A 15115-nucleotide genomic window follows, 5' to 3' on the forward strand; every position below is an offset into this window, starting at 1 on the left:
AATAGAAAAAGCCCGTTCGATCGAACGGGCTTTTTTATTCTTATACTTCAGCAATACTATTTTAAAAACTGTATGGTAAGAGGATAATATGGCATTTCTCCATTGCTCACTTTGATCGCATTCAGAATTGGTAGAACAAGCGCCAGCAAACCAACAAGAATTAGTAAAATGATTCCGAGGCCAAATAAGATGATAAGCGGAATACAGATGATACTATATATAAAAATGCTGATCTGGAAATTGATGATCATTTTGCCATGCATATCCATCCCTGCTACTTTATCTTTTTGGGTAGCCCATATTATTAATGGAACAATAAATCCTCCTATGCCGGTCACCAGGTCGAGTAACTGACTTAAATGCGTGATGACCAGTAATTGATTGTCTTCTCTCATTTTTTGATTTTTGATGGTTAGTGATGTATTCTACTTAAAAGACGGTAAAAACCTATGTTTGTTACAGAATTTGCTACAGCAATGAATTCTTTCATAAATTTGCCGCATGAAATTGAATGATACAATCGTTGCTCTTGCGACACCTTCAGGAGCCGGTGCCATTGCTGTAATTAGAGTTTCTGGCCCCGATGCCATTAATATAGTTACGCCATTATTCAAAGCAAAAAGTAGAAAGGAGCTTTCATCGCAGCCTACTCACACCATTCATCTTGGAAATGTGGTAGATGGAGAGAGAACGATCGATGAAGTACTAGCTTCGGTTTTTCGTGCTCCAAAATCCTATACAGGTGAGGAAACCGTGGAACTATCCTGTCATGGGAGTCCATATATTCAGCAGGAAATCATTCAGTTATTAATTAGAAAAGGCTGCCGTTCTGCGGAAGCTGGAGAATTTACCTTACGCGCGTTCCTAAATGCAAAAATGGATCTTAGCCAGGCTGAGGCTGTGGCTGATCTTATTAATTCTGAAAATGCCGCTTCTCACCAGATGGCCATGCAACAAATGCGTGGCGGCTTTTCGAACGAGATTCAGAAATTACGCGAAGAACTGATGAACTTTGCATCACTTATTGAACTTGAACTGGATTTTGCTGAAGAAGACGTGGAATTTGCAAATAGAGATCAATTTAAATCCCTTGTTGTTAAGATACAGACCGTTCTAAAAAGATTGATTGACTCCTTTGCTACAGGAAATGTACTCAAAAACGGAATTCCAGTTGCCATCGTTGGTGAACCCAATGTTGGTAAATCTACATTGCTCAACGCCCTTCTAAACGAAGAAAGGGCCATAGTATCAGATATTGCCGGAACTACTCGTGATACAATTGAAGATGAACTAAGTATTGGCGGTGTGGGATTCAGGTTTATAGATACTGCCGGGATCAGAGAAACCCAGGATTTAGTGGAAAGTATTGGCATCAAGAAAACATTCGAGAAAATTGGTCAGGCACAGGTTGTTGCTTACCTGGTGGATAGTTCCCGCATAGCAAATGATGACGATAGACTAAAGCAGGTTTTAATTGAAATTGAAAAGATCAAGAACAAATTCCCTCAGAAACCGATTGTAATTATCGCAAATAAAACTGATCGACTGACTACCGAAGAACTTGATCAATTAAAAGCTCATTTAGGTTTTATTTCGAATACAAGTTTTCAGCCATTATCTGCCAAAACGGGGACTGGTGTGGAAGAGTTAAAAGAAAGCCTACTGGAATTTGTAAATACCGGAGCACTTAGAAATAGTGATACTATTGTAACCAATAGTAGACACTACGCAGCATTATTGAAAGCCCTGGAAGAGATCAACAAAGTAGAAGATGGTTTGAACGCAGACCTTTCCGGAGATCTTTTAGCTATTGACATCAGGCAGGCCTTGCATCATTTCGGTGAGATCACCGGGGAAATCACGAATGATGATCTTCTGGGGAATATTTTTGCAAATTTCTGTATTGGAAAATAAACAGAAGATATTATTTGATATTAAACTGAATCAAATACACTTAAAACCTATTAAACAGGGGCTTCAGAGCCTCTGTTTTATTTTATATATTTTCCCTTAGAATACCCTTGGTACACCTTATTTTACACCTCTGGTACACCTCAAAGTTAAAAAAGGGTAATGAGGTGTAATTTGGTACACCTTAATAAAATTTTTATGTATCTTTATGAAAATCAAGGTCGTATGAAAATCAAGCTAAAAAAGAAAAAACTGGCTTCAGGAAAACATAGTCTTTATATCGAATATTATAAAGGCAATACCAGAGATGAAAAGGGGAAGCAGACTCATAATAGAGAGTTTGAATATTTGAAAGAATACCTCTATATCAATCCTCAAAATGCATTTGAAAGAAAACAAAACGATGAAACGCTTTTACGAGCTGAACAGATTCTTTCCATCCGCCGAGCTGAATACGCACAGGGTAAATATGGCATTAAGGATAGATCAAAGGACAAATTGCTGTTCCTAACTTATTACGATAAATTAAAGGAAGAACGCTATGAGAGCAAAGGTAATTATGACAACTGGGACGCAGCGCAGAACCATATTGAAGATTACTGCAAAAAAAGGAATATAACCTTTGAGGACATAGATGAGGAATTTGTTTTGGGATTCAAAAAGCATTTAAACAAAACTGCTAGAACTAAATCTAGTACTCCCCTATCTCAAAATTCAAAATATACATATTATAACAAATTCAAGGCTGCCTTGCGAAATGCATTCGATGATGGTTATACTAGCAGGAACTTTGCGACAACAGTAAAAGGTTTTGCACAGGGAGAAACCTCAAGAGAATATTTAACACATGAGGAATTACAGGAACTTGCTACAGCAAGGTGCAAGCACCAAGTTTTAAAGAATGCATTTTTATTTAGTTGCTTAACCGGATTAAGATGGAGCGATATTAATAAATTAAACTGGGCCGAAGTTAGAGATGAAGATGAAGGTTCCCGACTCATCTTTACGCAAAAGAAAACTAAAGGCCAGGAATACCAGTATCTTTCACATCAGGCTAGGAACTTGTTAGGTAAAAGGAAGAGTGGAAATGATAGGGTTTTCCAAGGTTTAAAATATGGGGCTCATTTTAATGCTGAAATTCTTAGATGGTGTATGCGAGCAGGTATCACTAAGCATATTACTTTTCATAGTGCAAGACATACTCATGCAGTACTCCTACTTGAAAATGGAGCAGATATTTATACGGTTTCAAAGGTACTTGGCCATAAAGAAATCAGAACCACTCAGGTTTATGCGAAGATTGTAGATAAAAAGAAAAAAGAAGCAGCCTATCTAATACCAGAGCTTCATATGAATTATGAATTTTGATATAATTACATATCTATCTTGCTTTGCATTTATTTACGTCTATAGTCGTTTAGCTATTCATTATCTTCCCGTTATCTATTCACAATTTTTAAATGAAAATTTAAGCTTAGCCAGTTCAATTGAAAAACCACGATTATTATTTCATATTACTGGACTAAGTTTTATGCATTTGATGTTTAATTTTCATCAATCAAATCAAACTTCAAATCTGGCCGTCCAGCTTATAATTGTATTAGTCTATTTACTAGGATTATATTTCTGTCATACTTCCTGGAGAGAAAATTTTAAATCTTCTTTTTCAGAAAAGCTAAGAATCAAAACTGCTAAACCTTCCTTTAATTTCAACTTATCCATTTCAGATATTCAAATAAACCGATTATATAATGAGATGATCCGGTATAATCTGATTGACCAAGAAGAAACTTCTATAGCGGATTTTAAAAATGTTTTACTTAAGGATTGGAATAGACATAGTTCAAAGATTCACCTGAAAATGGATGGTCCCAGCTGCAGAGAATTTTACGAATTTCTTATTAAAACATTTCCCAATAATTCAATCACCCTGAAAAATCTATTTAATACCTCTGGATTAATTCTTAGACCGGATGGCAAAAAATACAATTATAACACCTTGAAAAATGCTCCTACCCGCACTCCTATATCGAAACAAAATGAAGTTTTGAATTCAATTTTCCAGAGTCTCAATTAGACTATGCATTAGAACTCAGCTTTGAAAGCCGGTTCCATAATTAATTGTTCCTTATTAGCAATTCCTATCTGTTGAGCCAAAGATTTCCAATTACTTACTATAGATAAAATTTCCTCTATTATTTGATCCATTTCATCCTGACTTAATCGAAAATATTCTCCAACACTTATTGCAAGGTCGAAATCCAAGGCATTATCATCTGTATCAATATTTAATGCAAGTCCATCTTTATCCACAGAAGGATTTAAATCATATGCCGGAGATAATTCCCATCCCTTTTCATGTAGTATAAAACCATGATTTCTTAAATGATCATCAGTATTCGATACAGCAATATTAAAAATTAAACGACGCCATAATTTATGTAAATTCTCCTCCACATTGATACCATAATTTTCTATTACATCCACAATATCAAGGTAACTTGGACTAGCAGTTTTTAAAGATTCTTCGGTATTACCGGTCATTGTCATTGCTGAAGAAAAATGAATTCTTTCCCCTTCTTGACGATCGAACCTTTTTGTCAAAAATGTATGATAAGGCCCTGAAATTTTTTCAATTTTTGATTCCGCCATTTCTATCCCACAATCAAGAGCTAACCTATATATTAGGAATTCCCATGCACCCTTGTCAATTGTATCCATTTTAGAAGGAAATTTTGCAATCCAGAGATCTCCATTTTTTCCTAATACATTAGCCTTTGGCCTGGCACCTCCCAGAGAAGATCCCGGAGCTATCAGAACGGCAAGCCATTGTCTAATCGCATCATTTTCAGAATCACTTTCAAGGTGATTTACCGCCTCCTGCAAATCGCCTAGAGATGACCATGGTGGAGTTGGATTCTTAGTGTCATTATCTAAAAATGGTCCCTCGCGATCAGTCTTGAATCGTAAAGCTCCCATTCTACTTTCATCATATACACCTAATAAATAATCAATTTCATAGAGTTTGGGGACTTTTTCATTTCTTGATCTGGCCTCCTGTGCAGCCCTTCTCTTCATCAATGTCTTTCCCCATGTATCGGGCATACTGTCCAGGAAAACTCCGAAATTTTCTTTATCTGACGGGTATTATGGCCCTGAAAAAAAATTAATGTCAGGGTCGAGGAATTGATAAGAATTGCGCTTCAACCAATCTTTATTATACTTAAAGCTGAATGCTTTTTTGGCTTTAGCAAATTGTGCTGAAAGTACTCCGATCTCGGTGGGAGCTTCTAATCCTTTCCAGTCAGCATAAACGTATATATCGATTTTTCCTTCCGCCATAATTTAGAGCAAATCCAAGTCCTGAAGTTTACGACCAAGTTTATCATCATTTGCAATGTTAACAAAATCCTTTTCAAGATTTAATACTTTGAGCACATTGAAATAGATTCCCATTGCAACTGAAGGATCTCCCTTTTCTACTCGATATAGGGTAGCACGATGCACACCCGCCCTTTCAGCGACCTGCTCCGCAGTTAATTTTCTTCGTTTGCGAGCAAGTTTAATATTCTCTCCTATTCCATCAAATATTTTATGATATTTAGGAAGGATTAATGCTTTCTTAGAATTCATTTGTCGCTTATTTTCAACAAAAATATATTATATGTTGTAAATAAACAACATTTAGGGATTATTCTTATAATAGCATTTAGATATTTCAAATTAAAGATATCCCTTTCTCTTAATTTCCAATTAATGCATACCACATCTATCATTTTACATACCCCGCACCCATAGCATACAATACCTTTAGTTTCCGTTCCTAGTTTAGCTCTAGAATTCACCGATCAAAGGAGTAATTGCTCCTCTTCTTAATTTAAAAATTTGAATTATGGAAATACTAAAAATCTTAGAACAACTGGATCGCATTGAAAGACTAGTACGTACCCACAAAAATGTTCTCAACTTTGAAGAAGCTTCCGATTATACCGGGATCTCACAGAGCTATTTATATAAGCTAACCGCCAAAGGTGAGATCCCTTTTTCTAAGCCCAGGGGTAAAATGATTTTCTTCTCAAAAGAGAAACTTGATGACTGGTTACTATCAAATCAAAGAAAATCCATAGATGAAATAAAAACAGAGGCAGTTAACTATGCCTTTAGAAATAAAAAAAGGTTCTAATAAATAAGCTCATGAAAATGGCTATATCGCATGATAAAATATACGGAGTAAAGGAGCATAAGAAGAAAACTATATACGACACCATTAATGATTATGTGCTAGTCAAATATGACATTCGCTTTGATGAATTAGGACATGAATTCCAGATTTCTCTTAAAGATCAGAACCAATGGGAGATCCTTGAGACGAATTCCTTTCTAATAGAACTGGCGCAATCAAATATTGAAGTGAATCCTGCAAAGCTTGAAATCTATCTAAAATCTCATTTTATATCCAAATTCAATCCGATTTCGGAATATTTCAAATCATTGCCTAATTGGAATGGTGAGGATCATATCAAAGATTTAGCATCATATCTCCCTATAAAAGAACCTGTACTGTTCCTCTATCATTTAAAAAAATGGCTTGTGCGTTCCGTGAAATGCGCCTTGCAGGAGGATTATTTTAATAAGCAATGCTTGGTTCTGGTACATCCCCACCAAAATTCTGGAAAATCAACTTGGTGTAGATTTTTAAGCCCACCAACTCTATCTAAATACTTTGCAGAAGATATGAATACTGATAAAGATGCTAGAATTCAATTAACTAGAAACTTTCTGATCAATCTTGATGAGTTATCAATTCTAGCAAAAAAAGAAATAAATGCCTTAAAGGCTTATTTCTCAAAAACTATGATTAATGAAAGACTTCCCTATGAAAAAAGAAATACTACGTTGTACCGTACATGTAGTTTTATAGGTTCCACTAACCGTGCAACATTCCTAAATGATGAAACTGGATCGGTGAGATGGCTCTGTTTTGAATTGGATGGTAAAATAGATTTTCGTTACTCCAGTAAGGTTGATATTAATAAGGTCTGGTCTCAGGCGTATCATCTAGCTTATATAGATGAAAACTTTTATCCTGAGTTGACTATAAAGGATATTGCTGAAAATGAAGAAAGAAATAAAACATACAAGGAATGCAGTATGGAGGAAGAACTACTATGTAAATACTATACACAAAGTAACGATACGGCAGATTTTAAAACTGCTTCAGATCTAGTTATAAAATTGAACAGTATTAATCCCAGACTAAATATGTATAGTATGGGTCGTGCATTAAAAGCACTGGGCTACGAAAGAATTAAATCCACGAAAGGAAGAGTTTACGGTTACCTTATAAAACCTCTGTTTGAGAACTCCCCTTTAGAGAGATTATAAAATATAATTTACCCAATTACCTCACACTACTGACACCTTACTGAATACGAGGGTTTATAACGGGTAATTAAGAAAATTGAATAATTACCCATCTTACTGAGGTAATTGGTAGATATAACAATTAAGTAAACAACTCTAAAACCCAACGTGTCACAGACCTGGGTAGATGGGTAATTAAAAATCGAAAAAATGAACTTAAAAACTATATCGTGGAGTAGCGCCCGTAATATTTGTATCATAAAAACACTCGCGAAATTAGGGCACTACCCCACCAAAATATCGGAAAAAGAAGCTTGGTTTCTGAGTCCCCTTCGGTCAGAAACGCAAGCCTCTTTCAATGTTTCTTTAAATAAAAATCTTTGGTACGATTACGGACTAGGAAAGGGTGGTAACACGATTGACCTTATAATAAGCATCAAGAGGTGTTCGTTTCATGATGCCCTTATCTTATTGTCCAAGGGCGAATTTGACTTTTCTTTTTGCCCGCCATTGGTTGTAAAAACGAAGCATCCAAAAAATAGTATATCTGTCAATCGTTGCCTCAACCTAAATCACCCAGCCTTGCTTAATTATATTATGTCAAGGGGTATTCCATTAAGTGTTGCAGGAACCTATTGCAAGGAAGTTTGGTATGAGATTAATTGCAAGCAATATTTCGCTATAGGACTGAAAAATCATTTAGGTGGATGGGAACTCAGAAACAAGTATTACAAAAATTCCTCTTCTCCAAAATCATATAGTTCTATCCAACATTCTTCAGATCGATTATTAGTTACAGAAGGGATTTTTGATTTTCTATCTCTGGCCGTTATGAAGACAGATATCGTAAAAAATTCTGATTGTATTGTACTTAATTCATTGGCTTTTATCAAAGACATCGATCAATTATTCTACAAATATTCGGAAGTATTGTTATTCCTGGATAATGATTCAGCAGGAGAAAATGCAACAAGAAGACTCTTAGAACATTATGATAACGTTTCTGATAACAGTCAATTTTACTCCGGCTATTCCGATCTAAACGAAAAATTAATAAGCCATGTTGGAAAAGTATAATAGCATCAATCAGAAAGAATTTGGAACTGAGGAAATTAAGGGAATTCCAAAGTCTGAAAAGGATCAGAAAGAACTTATAGTGCCTGCTACAAATTTAGAAGATAATGCAAGATGTGTGCCTGTGGGCACAATCTTGATTACTCCCGATGGTCGCAATAACAAAAGAGAGAGGTTTAAGGGCAAAAGTGAATTTATAAAATTTAGATGCTCTATCTATGAAAAGAAGATGCTGAGAGTTAGAGCAAAACAAAGCGGACTTTCGTTAAGTGAATTCTGTAGAAGGGCGATCTATGAAAAAGAGATCAAAGAAAGACTTTCTGATGATCAGATTGAGATTTATAAAACACTGTTGAAGTTTCATAACAATTTTAAATCTATCGGAAATATGTTCCGGAAAAAGGATCCGAAATTATCCGGTAGCGTATATAAGTTAGCCGAGGAAATAAAAAGCCACCTTCAAAATTTAAACCGATGATAGGTAAGGGAAAAGCCATTTCACATACCCAGGTAAGTATGCAATATGGCTGGGATCAAGAAAAAAATGCACAGGTAGTCTATGCTCAAAATATAGCGGGAGATTCTCCTAAAGAGATTACAGCAGAATTTAAACTAACACAGGATCTAAACATTAATTGTGAAAAGAATACTCTCTCCTTTATCATTAGTCCCACTATTGAAGACGGAAAAACTTTGGATAAAAAAGCGCTATCTAAAGTATGCCAGGAATTTATGAAGGAAATGCGACTTAAAGATCGTCAGGCTATTGGATTTGTTCATCTAGACAAGGCTCATAAACACATTCATTTATATGTAAATAGAATTGATTTCCAGGGCAAGGCTTATAATGATAGCTTCATTGGTAAAAGAAGTCAAGTAGCAGCAGAGAAAGTTGCCGATCGAATGCAGTTGACAACTGTAAAACAGGTACAGTGGGAAAAAGATCATAACCTACAAGCCATTAGAACGGAGATTAAAAGGAGGCATGATCTAACCATGCGCCAATTTAAACCCCGAACGTTCCAGGATTATATCAAAGCAATGGAAACTAACGGTGTGAAGGTAATTCCCAGTATCAACAAGGCTGATAAACTTCAGGGTTTTAGATTCGAATTCGATAACTATAACCTTAAAGGCAGCGAAGTACATCGTAGCATGACCGGAGGGAACATTGGCAAACAACTATCCGGGGATAAAAACATAAAACAGTTTATAAATGAAAATACTACGCTAAAATTAGCAGGTAAAACGGTCCAACTTTCTACCGGCATCTTGCGGACAATGGTAAAAGAAGTAATTAAAAAAACGATCTCAAAGACAATAGATATTGGAATGGGAATTTAAATTAAATAATGATGACGAAATTAGAACAATTGAGTGAACTGTTAGTTTCAGAAATTAGCCAGTTTGAGAAAACTGTTGAGTTACTGAAAAAAATTCAAGCGGAGAATATAGGTGTCGATATAAGTGGTTTAGAAAACTTGTTCAAACAAAATCAGATGTATCTAGATGATATAGTAGCTAATCATATCAAGGAAATGAAAAATCTAGGAGGAAACTTGCAAAAATCTAAAACATATCCTCTATGGGCCTTAATACTTTTTATTACATCACTACTAACTAATGTGATTCTGACATATACCTTATTCTTAAAAATATAACCTGAACTATATCAATGTATAAAGTACCCAATTTTGAAGTATCGGTAAATTGGATATGGCATTACTCAAATTCGTGCAGTAGTCAATACTGAAAAACTTAAGGTTAACCGAATTCAGAGAATGGTAAAAAAATTAAAGCTGTTGATTAATATTCCTTTCTAAACCGTTCCCCTATAAATGGAGTATAGAAAAACATGACTTAAATCGATAAAAAAACCTGATTCTCTTATAACTAAAATACCAAAGAAACTTTGGCTCCTTTCTCATGCAAATTGTCAATTTGAATTTTGCCGCCATGTAAAGTCATGATCTGCCTGGATAGGCTTAAGCCTATACCGCTCCCCTTTTCTTTTGTAGTGAAAAATGGGACAAACATCTGATCTTGAATTTCAAGAGGAATTCCTGACCCATTATCGATGACGGCAATCAATATCTTGCCATTCGGTTTTTTTACGGCCATTACAATTACTTCTGGTTTTTCTGTTCTTTCACATGCTTCCACAGCATTTAGAATAAGATTGATTATGACCTGCTCCATAAGATATGTATCTATCTCTATCTCCAGTGTTTCATCTGCAAGCCTAAATTCTAGCGCTACATCCTTATTTTTTAGCTGCGCCTTCATAAGATGTTCTAAATCATCAAAAACATCCTTAATCAAGACTTTCTCAAGGTTCAAGCTTGTAACTTTATTGAGGCTGCGGTACGTTTTAGCAAACTTCAGTAAACCTTCACTTCGTTTTTCAATACTCGAAAGACCAGCGTCCAAATCCTCGATGTCCAATTTATTAGTTCCTGGATTTTCCTGATGTATTTGTACTTGGAATTTTAAAGTATTGGCAAGGGAAGAAATTGGTGCAATGGAATTCATGATTTCATGGGTCATCACACTTAATAGCTTTTTCCAAGCTTCAGATTCGGTTTTATTTAACGTGTCTTCTATATTGTGAAGTACCACGAGCTTAAAACACTTGTCGCCTATTTGAAAAATGCTATTAGAAAGGAGCACCTTAATAGTTTCTTTTTGCACACTTATTTCTATCGCGGTAGGCTTCGGATAAAATTTGTCGAAAATTAGTTCATAAACTTCAGGGTTTCGGCTCGAAACAAAACTGATATTCTTAAAGGAAGGAAATTCAAGGGTGTTCTGAAATGAGCCATTGGACCAAAGCACCTTTCCACTTTCAGTTTCATAGGCCATAATACCGATATCGACCAGTTCCAGTATTTTTTGAAGATAAAGATATTGTGTCTCTTTTTCAGAATTTATTTTACGTACAACTTCATTTACAGTATTAAACCCCTCATAAAAAAGTCGTATATCTTTGGCTTTATTTTCAGCTAGATACTGTCGGGAAAAATCACGGTACTTAACCGATTCAAAAAAATCATCGATGACTTCAAATCGCTTACTTAGAAATCTGAATAATTCGTAAACTGAGATAATAGTGAGCAACAAGCTGAAAATGCCTGCTATATACCAAAGCTTAAAAAAACAAAACAATCCCGTAGCAAGCAGTCCGACAAGGATTAAAATACGTAGGAAAATGCCTATATGGTAGCTTTTAAAGGTCATATTTGTCTAGTCTACGGTACAAGGCGGCCCTTGTAATACCTAACTCCTTTGCCGATTTTGAAATATTTCCCTTGTTCTTATCGATCACCTTTAGAATGGTATTTTTTTCCACCGTTTCTAAACGCATATCATGAATTTCTTCATACTGCAGCTTGCTTTCAATGGGTGAAAAGGAAAGATCGCTATCTCTTAGTAAATTGGACTCGGACATAATCACAGCTCTTTCAATTACAAATTGTAATTCCCTTACATTTCCAGGAAAGGCATGATTTTTCAGCTTTTTTAAAAATCCCTGTTCCAATTTAAAAGGTCCTCTATCATATTTTTCTGAATACTGGTCCAGAAAATACCTGGTTAGCAAAGTCACATCAGTACCTCTGGCCCTCAGAGGAGGAATAATAAGATCTACTGTATTAATGCGGTAGATAAGATCTTTTCTAAATTTATTTTCATCAGAAAGTTCAGAAATATCCAGGTTCGTAGCACAAATTAACCGAATATCGACAGGGATACTTTCATTCGATCCTAATGGAGTAATATACCTGTTCTGCAGCACCGTAAGCAACCTTGCCTGTTGGCTAAGACTAATATTACCAATCTCATCTAAAAACAATGTGCCTCCATTGGCAGCTTCGAAACGACCTTTTCGATCTTCTCGAGCATCCGTAAATGCTCCTTTCTTATATCCAAATAATTCGCTTTCAAATAAAGTGGAAGTGAGTGCACCAACATCTACTTTTATAAACGCCTTATTTTTCCTCTTGGAGTTTTCATGAATTGCTTTAGCCACAAGGTCTTTACCCGTACCGTTCTCGCCCAGAACTAGAACATTGGCATCTGTAGGAGCAACCTTTTTTATTTTAGAAAAAACCTGCTGAATTTCCTCGCTCTCCCCCACTATTTTCTCTCCTTTCGTATTCGATTTTAGTGATTTTGAACCGGCTGTTTTTCTATTCTGAAGCATTTCTCGAATAGATTCAATCACTTTCTGATTCTGCCAGGGTTTCACGATAAAGTCTGAGGCTCCTTCTTTTAATGAACGAATGGCAAGATCAATATCACCATAAGCAGTAATGAGAATCACATCGGTAGCCGGAGCAATCTCTTTTATCTTATTTAGCCAGAAAATACCTTCGTTCCCGGTGTTCACCAATCCATTAAAATTCATATCAAGAATGATAATTTCAAATTTCTTTTCAGAAATGATCGACGTAAGATTTCCGGGATTCTTTTCGGTTAAAATTTCAGCTACAAAAGGTTTTAATAATAGGCGCATCGCCGTTAGCACGTCTGTATCATCGTCTATCACCAGTATTTTAGCGTCCTTTAGCTGCATAGACACAATATTACGATTTTCTTTAGAGGCTGATCGAGTTTCAAAAGCAGAAATATATTTAAGCTTAAAATTGTATTGTCACCGAACATACAGTGTATCAAAATCGAACACCTTAAAGTTTAAAATAAAACATAACTTACTGATATAATGCGTTTTAAAGTTATGGCATCATATTGACTATTAATCAAGTGGAAACAATTATTTTATGGACATACCTTTAGAAAAGAAACGCTTCACACCCAAAAGAATAGGAATTATCGCCGGCTGTGTTATTATTGCCGCATTGATACTTTTTGTGCTTTTTTCCTCTACCGGAAATTCTAAACTCAACGTAGAAAAAGAACGAATTAGCATAAGTGAAGTTCAAAATGGTAATTTCCAGGAAAACATTCCTGTAAACGGTGTTGTATTGCCTATTAATACTATATATCTAGATGCGATGGAAGGCGGTCGTGTGGAAGAACGATTCGTAGAAGACGGCGCGATGATGAAAAAGGGAGAACCTATAATTCGCTTATCTAATACCGATCTCGAACTTAGCCTAGTAAACCAGGAAACCCAGGTTTATAATCTACTTACCCAGATGCAAATCTCACAGAATGCCGCGAGACAAAACACCATTAATAAGAGGAATAACCTTACCGATGTAGAAAATAATCTCATTGAAGCAAAACGTAAATATCAGCTCAACAAAAAACTGCTTGAAAAAGGAGCCGTTGGTCGACAGGATTATATAGAATCAGAAAATAATTTCAATTATCACAAAGAGAAATTCCAGCTGGCGCGGGAAGTATTGGCTCAGGATTCAACTTCCAGTAAGCAGGAATCGCAGCAGGCACGTGAATCATATGAAAGAACTAGAAAAGCTTTGGAGCTAATGCGCAGAAAAGTAGGAGATTTAGTAGTGAAGGCTCCGGTTGATGGGCAGCTTACCGCGCTTGATGCGGAAATTGGACAATCCAAACAAAAAGGGGAGCGCCTGGGACAAATTGATGTTATTAGTGGTTATAAGGTTCGAGCTGAAATTGATGAACATTACATTTCCAGGATTTTTACCGGCCAACGTGGTTCTTTTGATTTCAACGGAGAATCTTATGCACTGGAGATCAAGAAAGTTTATACCCAGGTTTCTAATGGAAGGTTCCAGGTAGATATGCATTTTGTCGATGGTGTTCCAGAGAATATACGAAGAGGACAGAGTCTTCAGATAAAATTAGCGCTGAGTCAGGAAAAAGAAGCCGTGTTGGTATCTAAAGGAGGATTTTTTCAGCAAACGGGAGGAAACTGGATTTTTAAAGTTTCCGAAGACGGCGAAACCGCCTATAAAACACAAATTCGCCTAGGAAGCCAGAATACCGAATACTACGAAGTCCTGGAAGGAATTGCACCAGGAGATAAAGTGATTACCTCCAGCTATTCTAACTTTGGAGATATCGAAGAGTTAGTTTTAGAATAATGTCACGAATTTGAAATTTATAACGTCTTTAAAAAATTACAGATAAATCAATTAAAAATGATAAAAATCACCAACCTCGAAAAATATTACACAACCGAAGAGGTACAAACCATCGCCCTTAATAAACTTTCCTTTGAAGTTAAAGAAGGAGAATTTGCTGCCATCATGGGACCTTCCGGTTGTGGAAAATCAACATTACTGAATATACTCGGATTACTAGACGATCCCGATGGAGGTAGCTATTTATTTAACGGTACGGAAGTCGCAGGCTTTAATGAGCGCCAGAGAGCCAAGCTTAGAAAGCACAATATAGGTTTCGTATTTCAAAGCTTTAATCTCATTGATGAACTTAGTGTTTTCGAGAATGTGGAGCTGCCCTTAATCTATACCGGCGTAAAGCCTGCCGAACGGAAAGAACGTGTTCATCAGGTTCTTGAAAAGATGCAAATTATGCATCGTAGAAAACATTTTCCACAACAATTATCGGGAGGACAGCAACAAAGAGTGGCAGTTGCCAGGGCTGTGGTGAACAATCCAAAACTCATACTTGCCGATGAGCCAACCGGAAACCTAGACAGTAGCAACGGAAACGAAGTAATGGACCTTTTAACCGAACTCAACGAAGCAGGAACCACCATCATCATGGTTACCCACAGCGAGCACGACGCAAAATTCAGTCATCGAATCATCAGGATGCTGGACGGACAAAAAGTAACAGAAAATGTACTAGTCTAAGA

Annotated in this window: 17 protein-coding genes and 1 pseudogene; 12 read left to right on the top strand and 6 right to left on the bottom strand. The window is 36.1% G+C overall.

The window, feature by feature from the left end:
• Positions 1-56: 56 nt before the first annotated feature.
• Positions 57-395, bottom strand: coding sequence for a DUF4870 domain-containing protein (locus ACSHZO_RS11300; RefSeq protein ID WP_141877514.1), 339 nt, complete (start codon positions 393-395; stop codon positions 57-59).
• A 106-nt stretch (positions 396-501) separates the two neighbouring features.
• Here ACSHZO_RS11300 and mnmE point away from each other — a divergent pair, with 106 nt between their 5' ends.
• The 3 genes from mnmE to ACSHZO_RS11315 all read left to right on the top strand — a co-directional run bounded on the left by mnmE (position 502) and on the right by ACSHZO_RS11315 (position 3988).
• Positions 502-1914, top strand: coding sequence for a tRNA uridine-5-carboxymethylaminomethyl(34) synthesis GTPase MnmE (mnmE, locus tag ACSHZO_RS11305; protein WP_298247297.1), 1413 nt, complete (start codon positions 502-504; stop codon positions 1912-1914).
• Between the two features lie 222 nt (positions 1915-2136).
• A complete protein-coding gene (locus ACSHZO_RS11310) occupies positions 2137-3279 on the top strand; it encodes a site-specific integrase (RefSeq protein WP_298247298.1) in 1143 nt (380 codons plus the stop codon).
• Positions 3269-3988 (top strand): hypothetical protein, encoded by a 720-nt coding sequence (locus ACSHZO_RS11315; RefSeq protein ID WP_298247299.1) that lies wholly within the window; start codon positions 3269-3271, stop codon positions 3986-3988. The genes ACSHZO_RS11310 and ACSHZO_RS11315 overlap by 11 nt, the downstream gene beginning before the upstream one ends.
• Before the next feature lie 8 nt (positions 3989-3996).
• Here the strand turns inward: ACSHZO_RS11315 and ACSHZO_RS11320 are convergent, their stop codons facing one another.
• From ACSHZO_RS11320 to ACSHZO_RS11330, 3 genes are all read right to left on the bottom strand, one after another.
• Positions 3997-4989 (bottom strand): type II toxin-antitoxin system HipA family toxin, encoded by a 993-nt coding sequence (locus tag ACSHZO_RS11320; protein WP_298247300.1) that lies wholly within the window; start codon positions 4987-4989, stop codon positions 3997-3999.
• A 69-nt stretch (positions 4990-5058) separates the two neighbouring features.
• The gene (locus ACSHZO_RS11325) at positions 5059-5253 is read right to left on the bottom strand and encodes a hypothetical protein (protein WP_298247301.1); all 195 of its coding nucleotides are present in this window, start codon (positions 5251-5253) and stop codon (positions 5059-5061) included.
• A gap of 3 nt (positions 5254-5256) precedes the next feature.
• Positions 5257-5544, bottom strand: coding sequence for a helix-turn-helix domain-containing protein (locus tag ACSHZO_RS11330; RefSeq protein ID WP_298247302.1), 288 nt, complete (start codon positions 5542-5544; stop codon positions 5257-5259).
• A gap of 259 nt (positions 5545-5803) precedes the next feature.
• On the opposite strand from ACSHZO_RS11330, the gene ACSHZO_RS11335 reads away from it, so the two are divergent.
• The 7 genes and pseudogenes from ACSHZO_RS11335 (at position 5804) to ACSHZO_RS11365 (ending at position 10010) form a co-directional block, all read left to right on the top strand.
• Positions 5804-6094 carry a helix-turn-helix domain-containing protein gene (locus tag ACSHZO_RS11335; RefSeq protein WP_298247303.1) on the top strand — a complete coding sequence of 97 codons (291 nt, stop codon included), beginning with the start codon at positions 5804-5806 and terminating at the stop codon, positions 6092-6094.
• A 17-nt stretch (positions 6095-6111) separates the two neighbouring features.
• A complete protein-coding gene (locus ACSHZO_RS11340; RefSeq protein ID WP_298247304.1) occupies positions 6112-7296 on the top strand; it encodes a VapE domain-containing protein in 1185 nt (394 codons plus the stop codon).
• Between the two features lie 189 nt (positions 7297-7485).
• Positions 7486-7740: pseudogene (locus ACSHZO_RS11345) on the top strand (CHC2 zinc finger domain-containing protein); the annotation flags it as partial.
• Positions 7741-7872: 132 nt separating this feature from the next.
• Positions 7873-8352 (top strand): toprim domain-containing protein, encoded by a 480-nt coding sequence (locus ACSHZO_RS11350; protein WP_298247504.1) that lies wholly within the window; start codon positions 7873-7875, stop codon positions 8350-8352.
• Complete coding sequence (gene mbpA / locus ACSHZO_RS11355) at positions 8336-8827, top strand: mobilization protein MbpA (protein WP_298247305.1); 492 nt, start codon at positions 8336-8338, stop codon at positions 8825-8827. The genes ACSHZO_RS11350 and mbpA overlap by 17 nt, the downstream gene beginning before the upstream one ends.
• Positions 8824-9693 (top strand): relaxase/mobilization nuclease domain-containing protein, encoded by an 870-nt coding sequence (locus ACSHZO_RS11360; RefSeq protein ID WP_298247306.1) that lies wholly within the window; start codon positions 8824-8826, stop codon positions 9691-9693. Before mbpA ends, ACSHZO_RS11360 begins: the two co-directional genes overlap by 4 nt.
• A gap of 8 nt (positions 9694-9701) precedes the next feature.
• On the top strand, positions 9702-10010 hold the full coding sequence (locus tag ACSHZO_RS11365; protein WP_298247307.1) for a DUF6730 family protein: 309 nt from the start codon (positions 9702-9704) through the stop codon (positions 10008-10010).
• A gap of 232 nt (positions 10011-10242) precedes the next feature.
• Here the strand turns inward: ACSHZO_RS11365 and ACSHZO_RS11370 are convergent, their stop codons facing one another.
• Both ACSHZO_RS11370 and ACSHZO_RS11375 read right to left on the bottom strand, forming a co-directional pair.
• Positions 10243-11586, bottom strand: coding sequence for a sensor histidine kinase (locus ACSHZO_RS11370; protein ID WP_298247308.1), 1344 nt, complete (start codon positions 11584-11586; stop codon positions 10243-10245).
• Positions 11576-12922 (bottom strand): sigma-54-dependent transcriptional regulator, encoded by a 1347-nt coding sequence (locus ACSHZO_RS11375; protein WP_298247309.1) that lies wholly within the window; start codon positions 12920-12922, stop codon positions 11576-11578. The genes ACSHZO_RS11370 and ACSHZO_RS11375 overlap by 11 nt, the downstream gene beginning before the upstream one ends.
• Positions 12923-13127: 205 nt before the next feature.
• On the opposite strand from ACSHZO_RS11375, the gene ACSHZO_RS11380 reads away from it, so the two are divergent.
• Complete coding sequence (locus ACSHZO_RS11380; protein ID WP_298247310.1) at positions 13128-14378, top strand: efflux RND transporter periplasmic adaptor subunit; 1251 nt, start codon at positions 13128-13130, stop codon at positions 14376-14378.
• Positions 14379-14435: 57 nt separating this feature from the next.
• On the top strand, positions 14436-15113 hold the full coding sequence (locus tag ACSHZO_RS11385) for an ABC transporter ATP-binding protein (RefSeq protein WP_298247311.1): 678 nt from the start codon (positions 14436-14438) through the stop codon (positions 15111-15113).
• Positions 15114-15115 lie beyond the last annotated feature (2 nt).

The organism is Christiangramia sp. 3-2217-3z, assembly GCF_051195275.1.
Lineage (GTDB): Bacteria > Bacteroidota > Bacteroidia > Flavobacteriales > Flavobacteriaceae > Christiangramia > Christiangramia marina.

Excerpts from the sequence above, each read along its gene's own strand:
- ACSHZO_RS11365 (WP_298247307.1), top strand. The coding sequence starts at position 9,702 with ATGATGACGAAATTAGAACAATTGAGTGAACTGTTAGTTTCAGAAATT.
- ACSHZO_RS11380 (WP_298247310.1), top strand. The coding sequence starts at position 13,128 with ATGGACATACCTTTAGAAAAGAAACGCTTCACACCCAAAAGAATAGGA.
- ACSHZO_RS11330 (WP_298247302.1), bottom strand. The coding sequence starts at position 5,544 with ATGAATTCTAAGAAAGCATTAATCCTTCCTAAATATCATAAAATATTT.
- ACSHZO_RS11385 (WP_298247311.1), top strand. The coding sequence starts at position 14,436 with ATGATAAAAATCACCAACCTCGAAAAATATTACACAACCGAAGAGGTA.
- ACSHZO_RS11335 (WP_298247303.1), top strand. The coding sequence starts at position 5,804 with ATGGAAATACTAAAAATCTTAGAACAACTGGATCGCATTGAAAGACTA.
- ACSHZO_RS11340 (WP_298247304.1), top strand. The coding sequence starts at position 6,112 with ATGGCTATATCGCATGATAAAATATACGGAGTAAAGGAGCATAAGAAG.
- ACSHZO_RS11350 (WP_298247504.1), top strand. The coding sequence starts at position 7,873 with ATGTCAAGGGGTATTCCATTAAGTGTTGCAGGAACCTATTGCAAGGAA.
- ACSHZO_RS11375 (WP_298247309.1), bottom strand. The coding sequence starts at position 12,922 with ATGCAGCTAAAGGACGCTAAAATACTGGTGATAGACGATGATACAGAC.
- ACSHZO_RS11360 (WP_298247306.1), top strand. The coding sequence starts at position 8,824 with ATGATAGGTAAGGGAAAAGCCATTTCACATACCCAGGTAAGTATGCAA.
- mnmE (WP_298247297.1), top strand. The coding sequence starts at position 502 with ATGAAATTGAATGATACAATCGTTGCTCTTGCGACACCTTCAGGAGCC.
- mbpA (WP_298247305.1), top strand. The coding sequence starts at position 8,336 with ATGTTGGAAAAGTATAATAGCATCAATCAGAAAGAATTTGGAACTGAG.
- ACSHZO_RS11320 (WP_298247300.1), bottom strand. The coding sequence starts at position 4,989 with ATGAAGAGAAGGGCTGCACAGGAGGCCAGATCAAGAAATGAAAAAGTC.
- ACSHZO_RS11325 (WP_298247301.1), bottom strand. The coding sequence starts at position 5,253 with ATGGCGGAAGGAAAAATCGATATATACGTTTATGCTGACTGGAAAGGA.
- ACSHZO_RS11370 (WP_298247308.1), bottom strand. The coding sequence starts at position 11,586 with ATGACCTTTAAAAGCTACCATATAGGCATTTTCCTACGTATTTTAATC.
- ACSHZO_RS11315 (WP_298247299.1), top strand. The coding sequence starts at position 3,269 with ATGAATTTTGATATAATTACATATCTATCTTGCTTTGCATTTATTTAC.
- ACSHZO_RS11310 (WP_298247298.1), top strand. The coding sequence starts at position 2,137 with ATGAAAATCAAGCTAAAAAAGAAAAAACTGGCTTCAGGAAAACATAGT.
- ACSHZO_RS11300 (WP_141877514.1), bottom strand. The coding sequence starts at position 395 with ATGAGAGAAGACAATCAATTACTGGTCATCACGCATTTAAGTCAGTTA.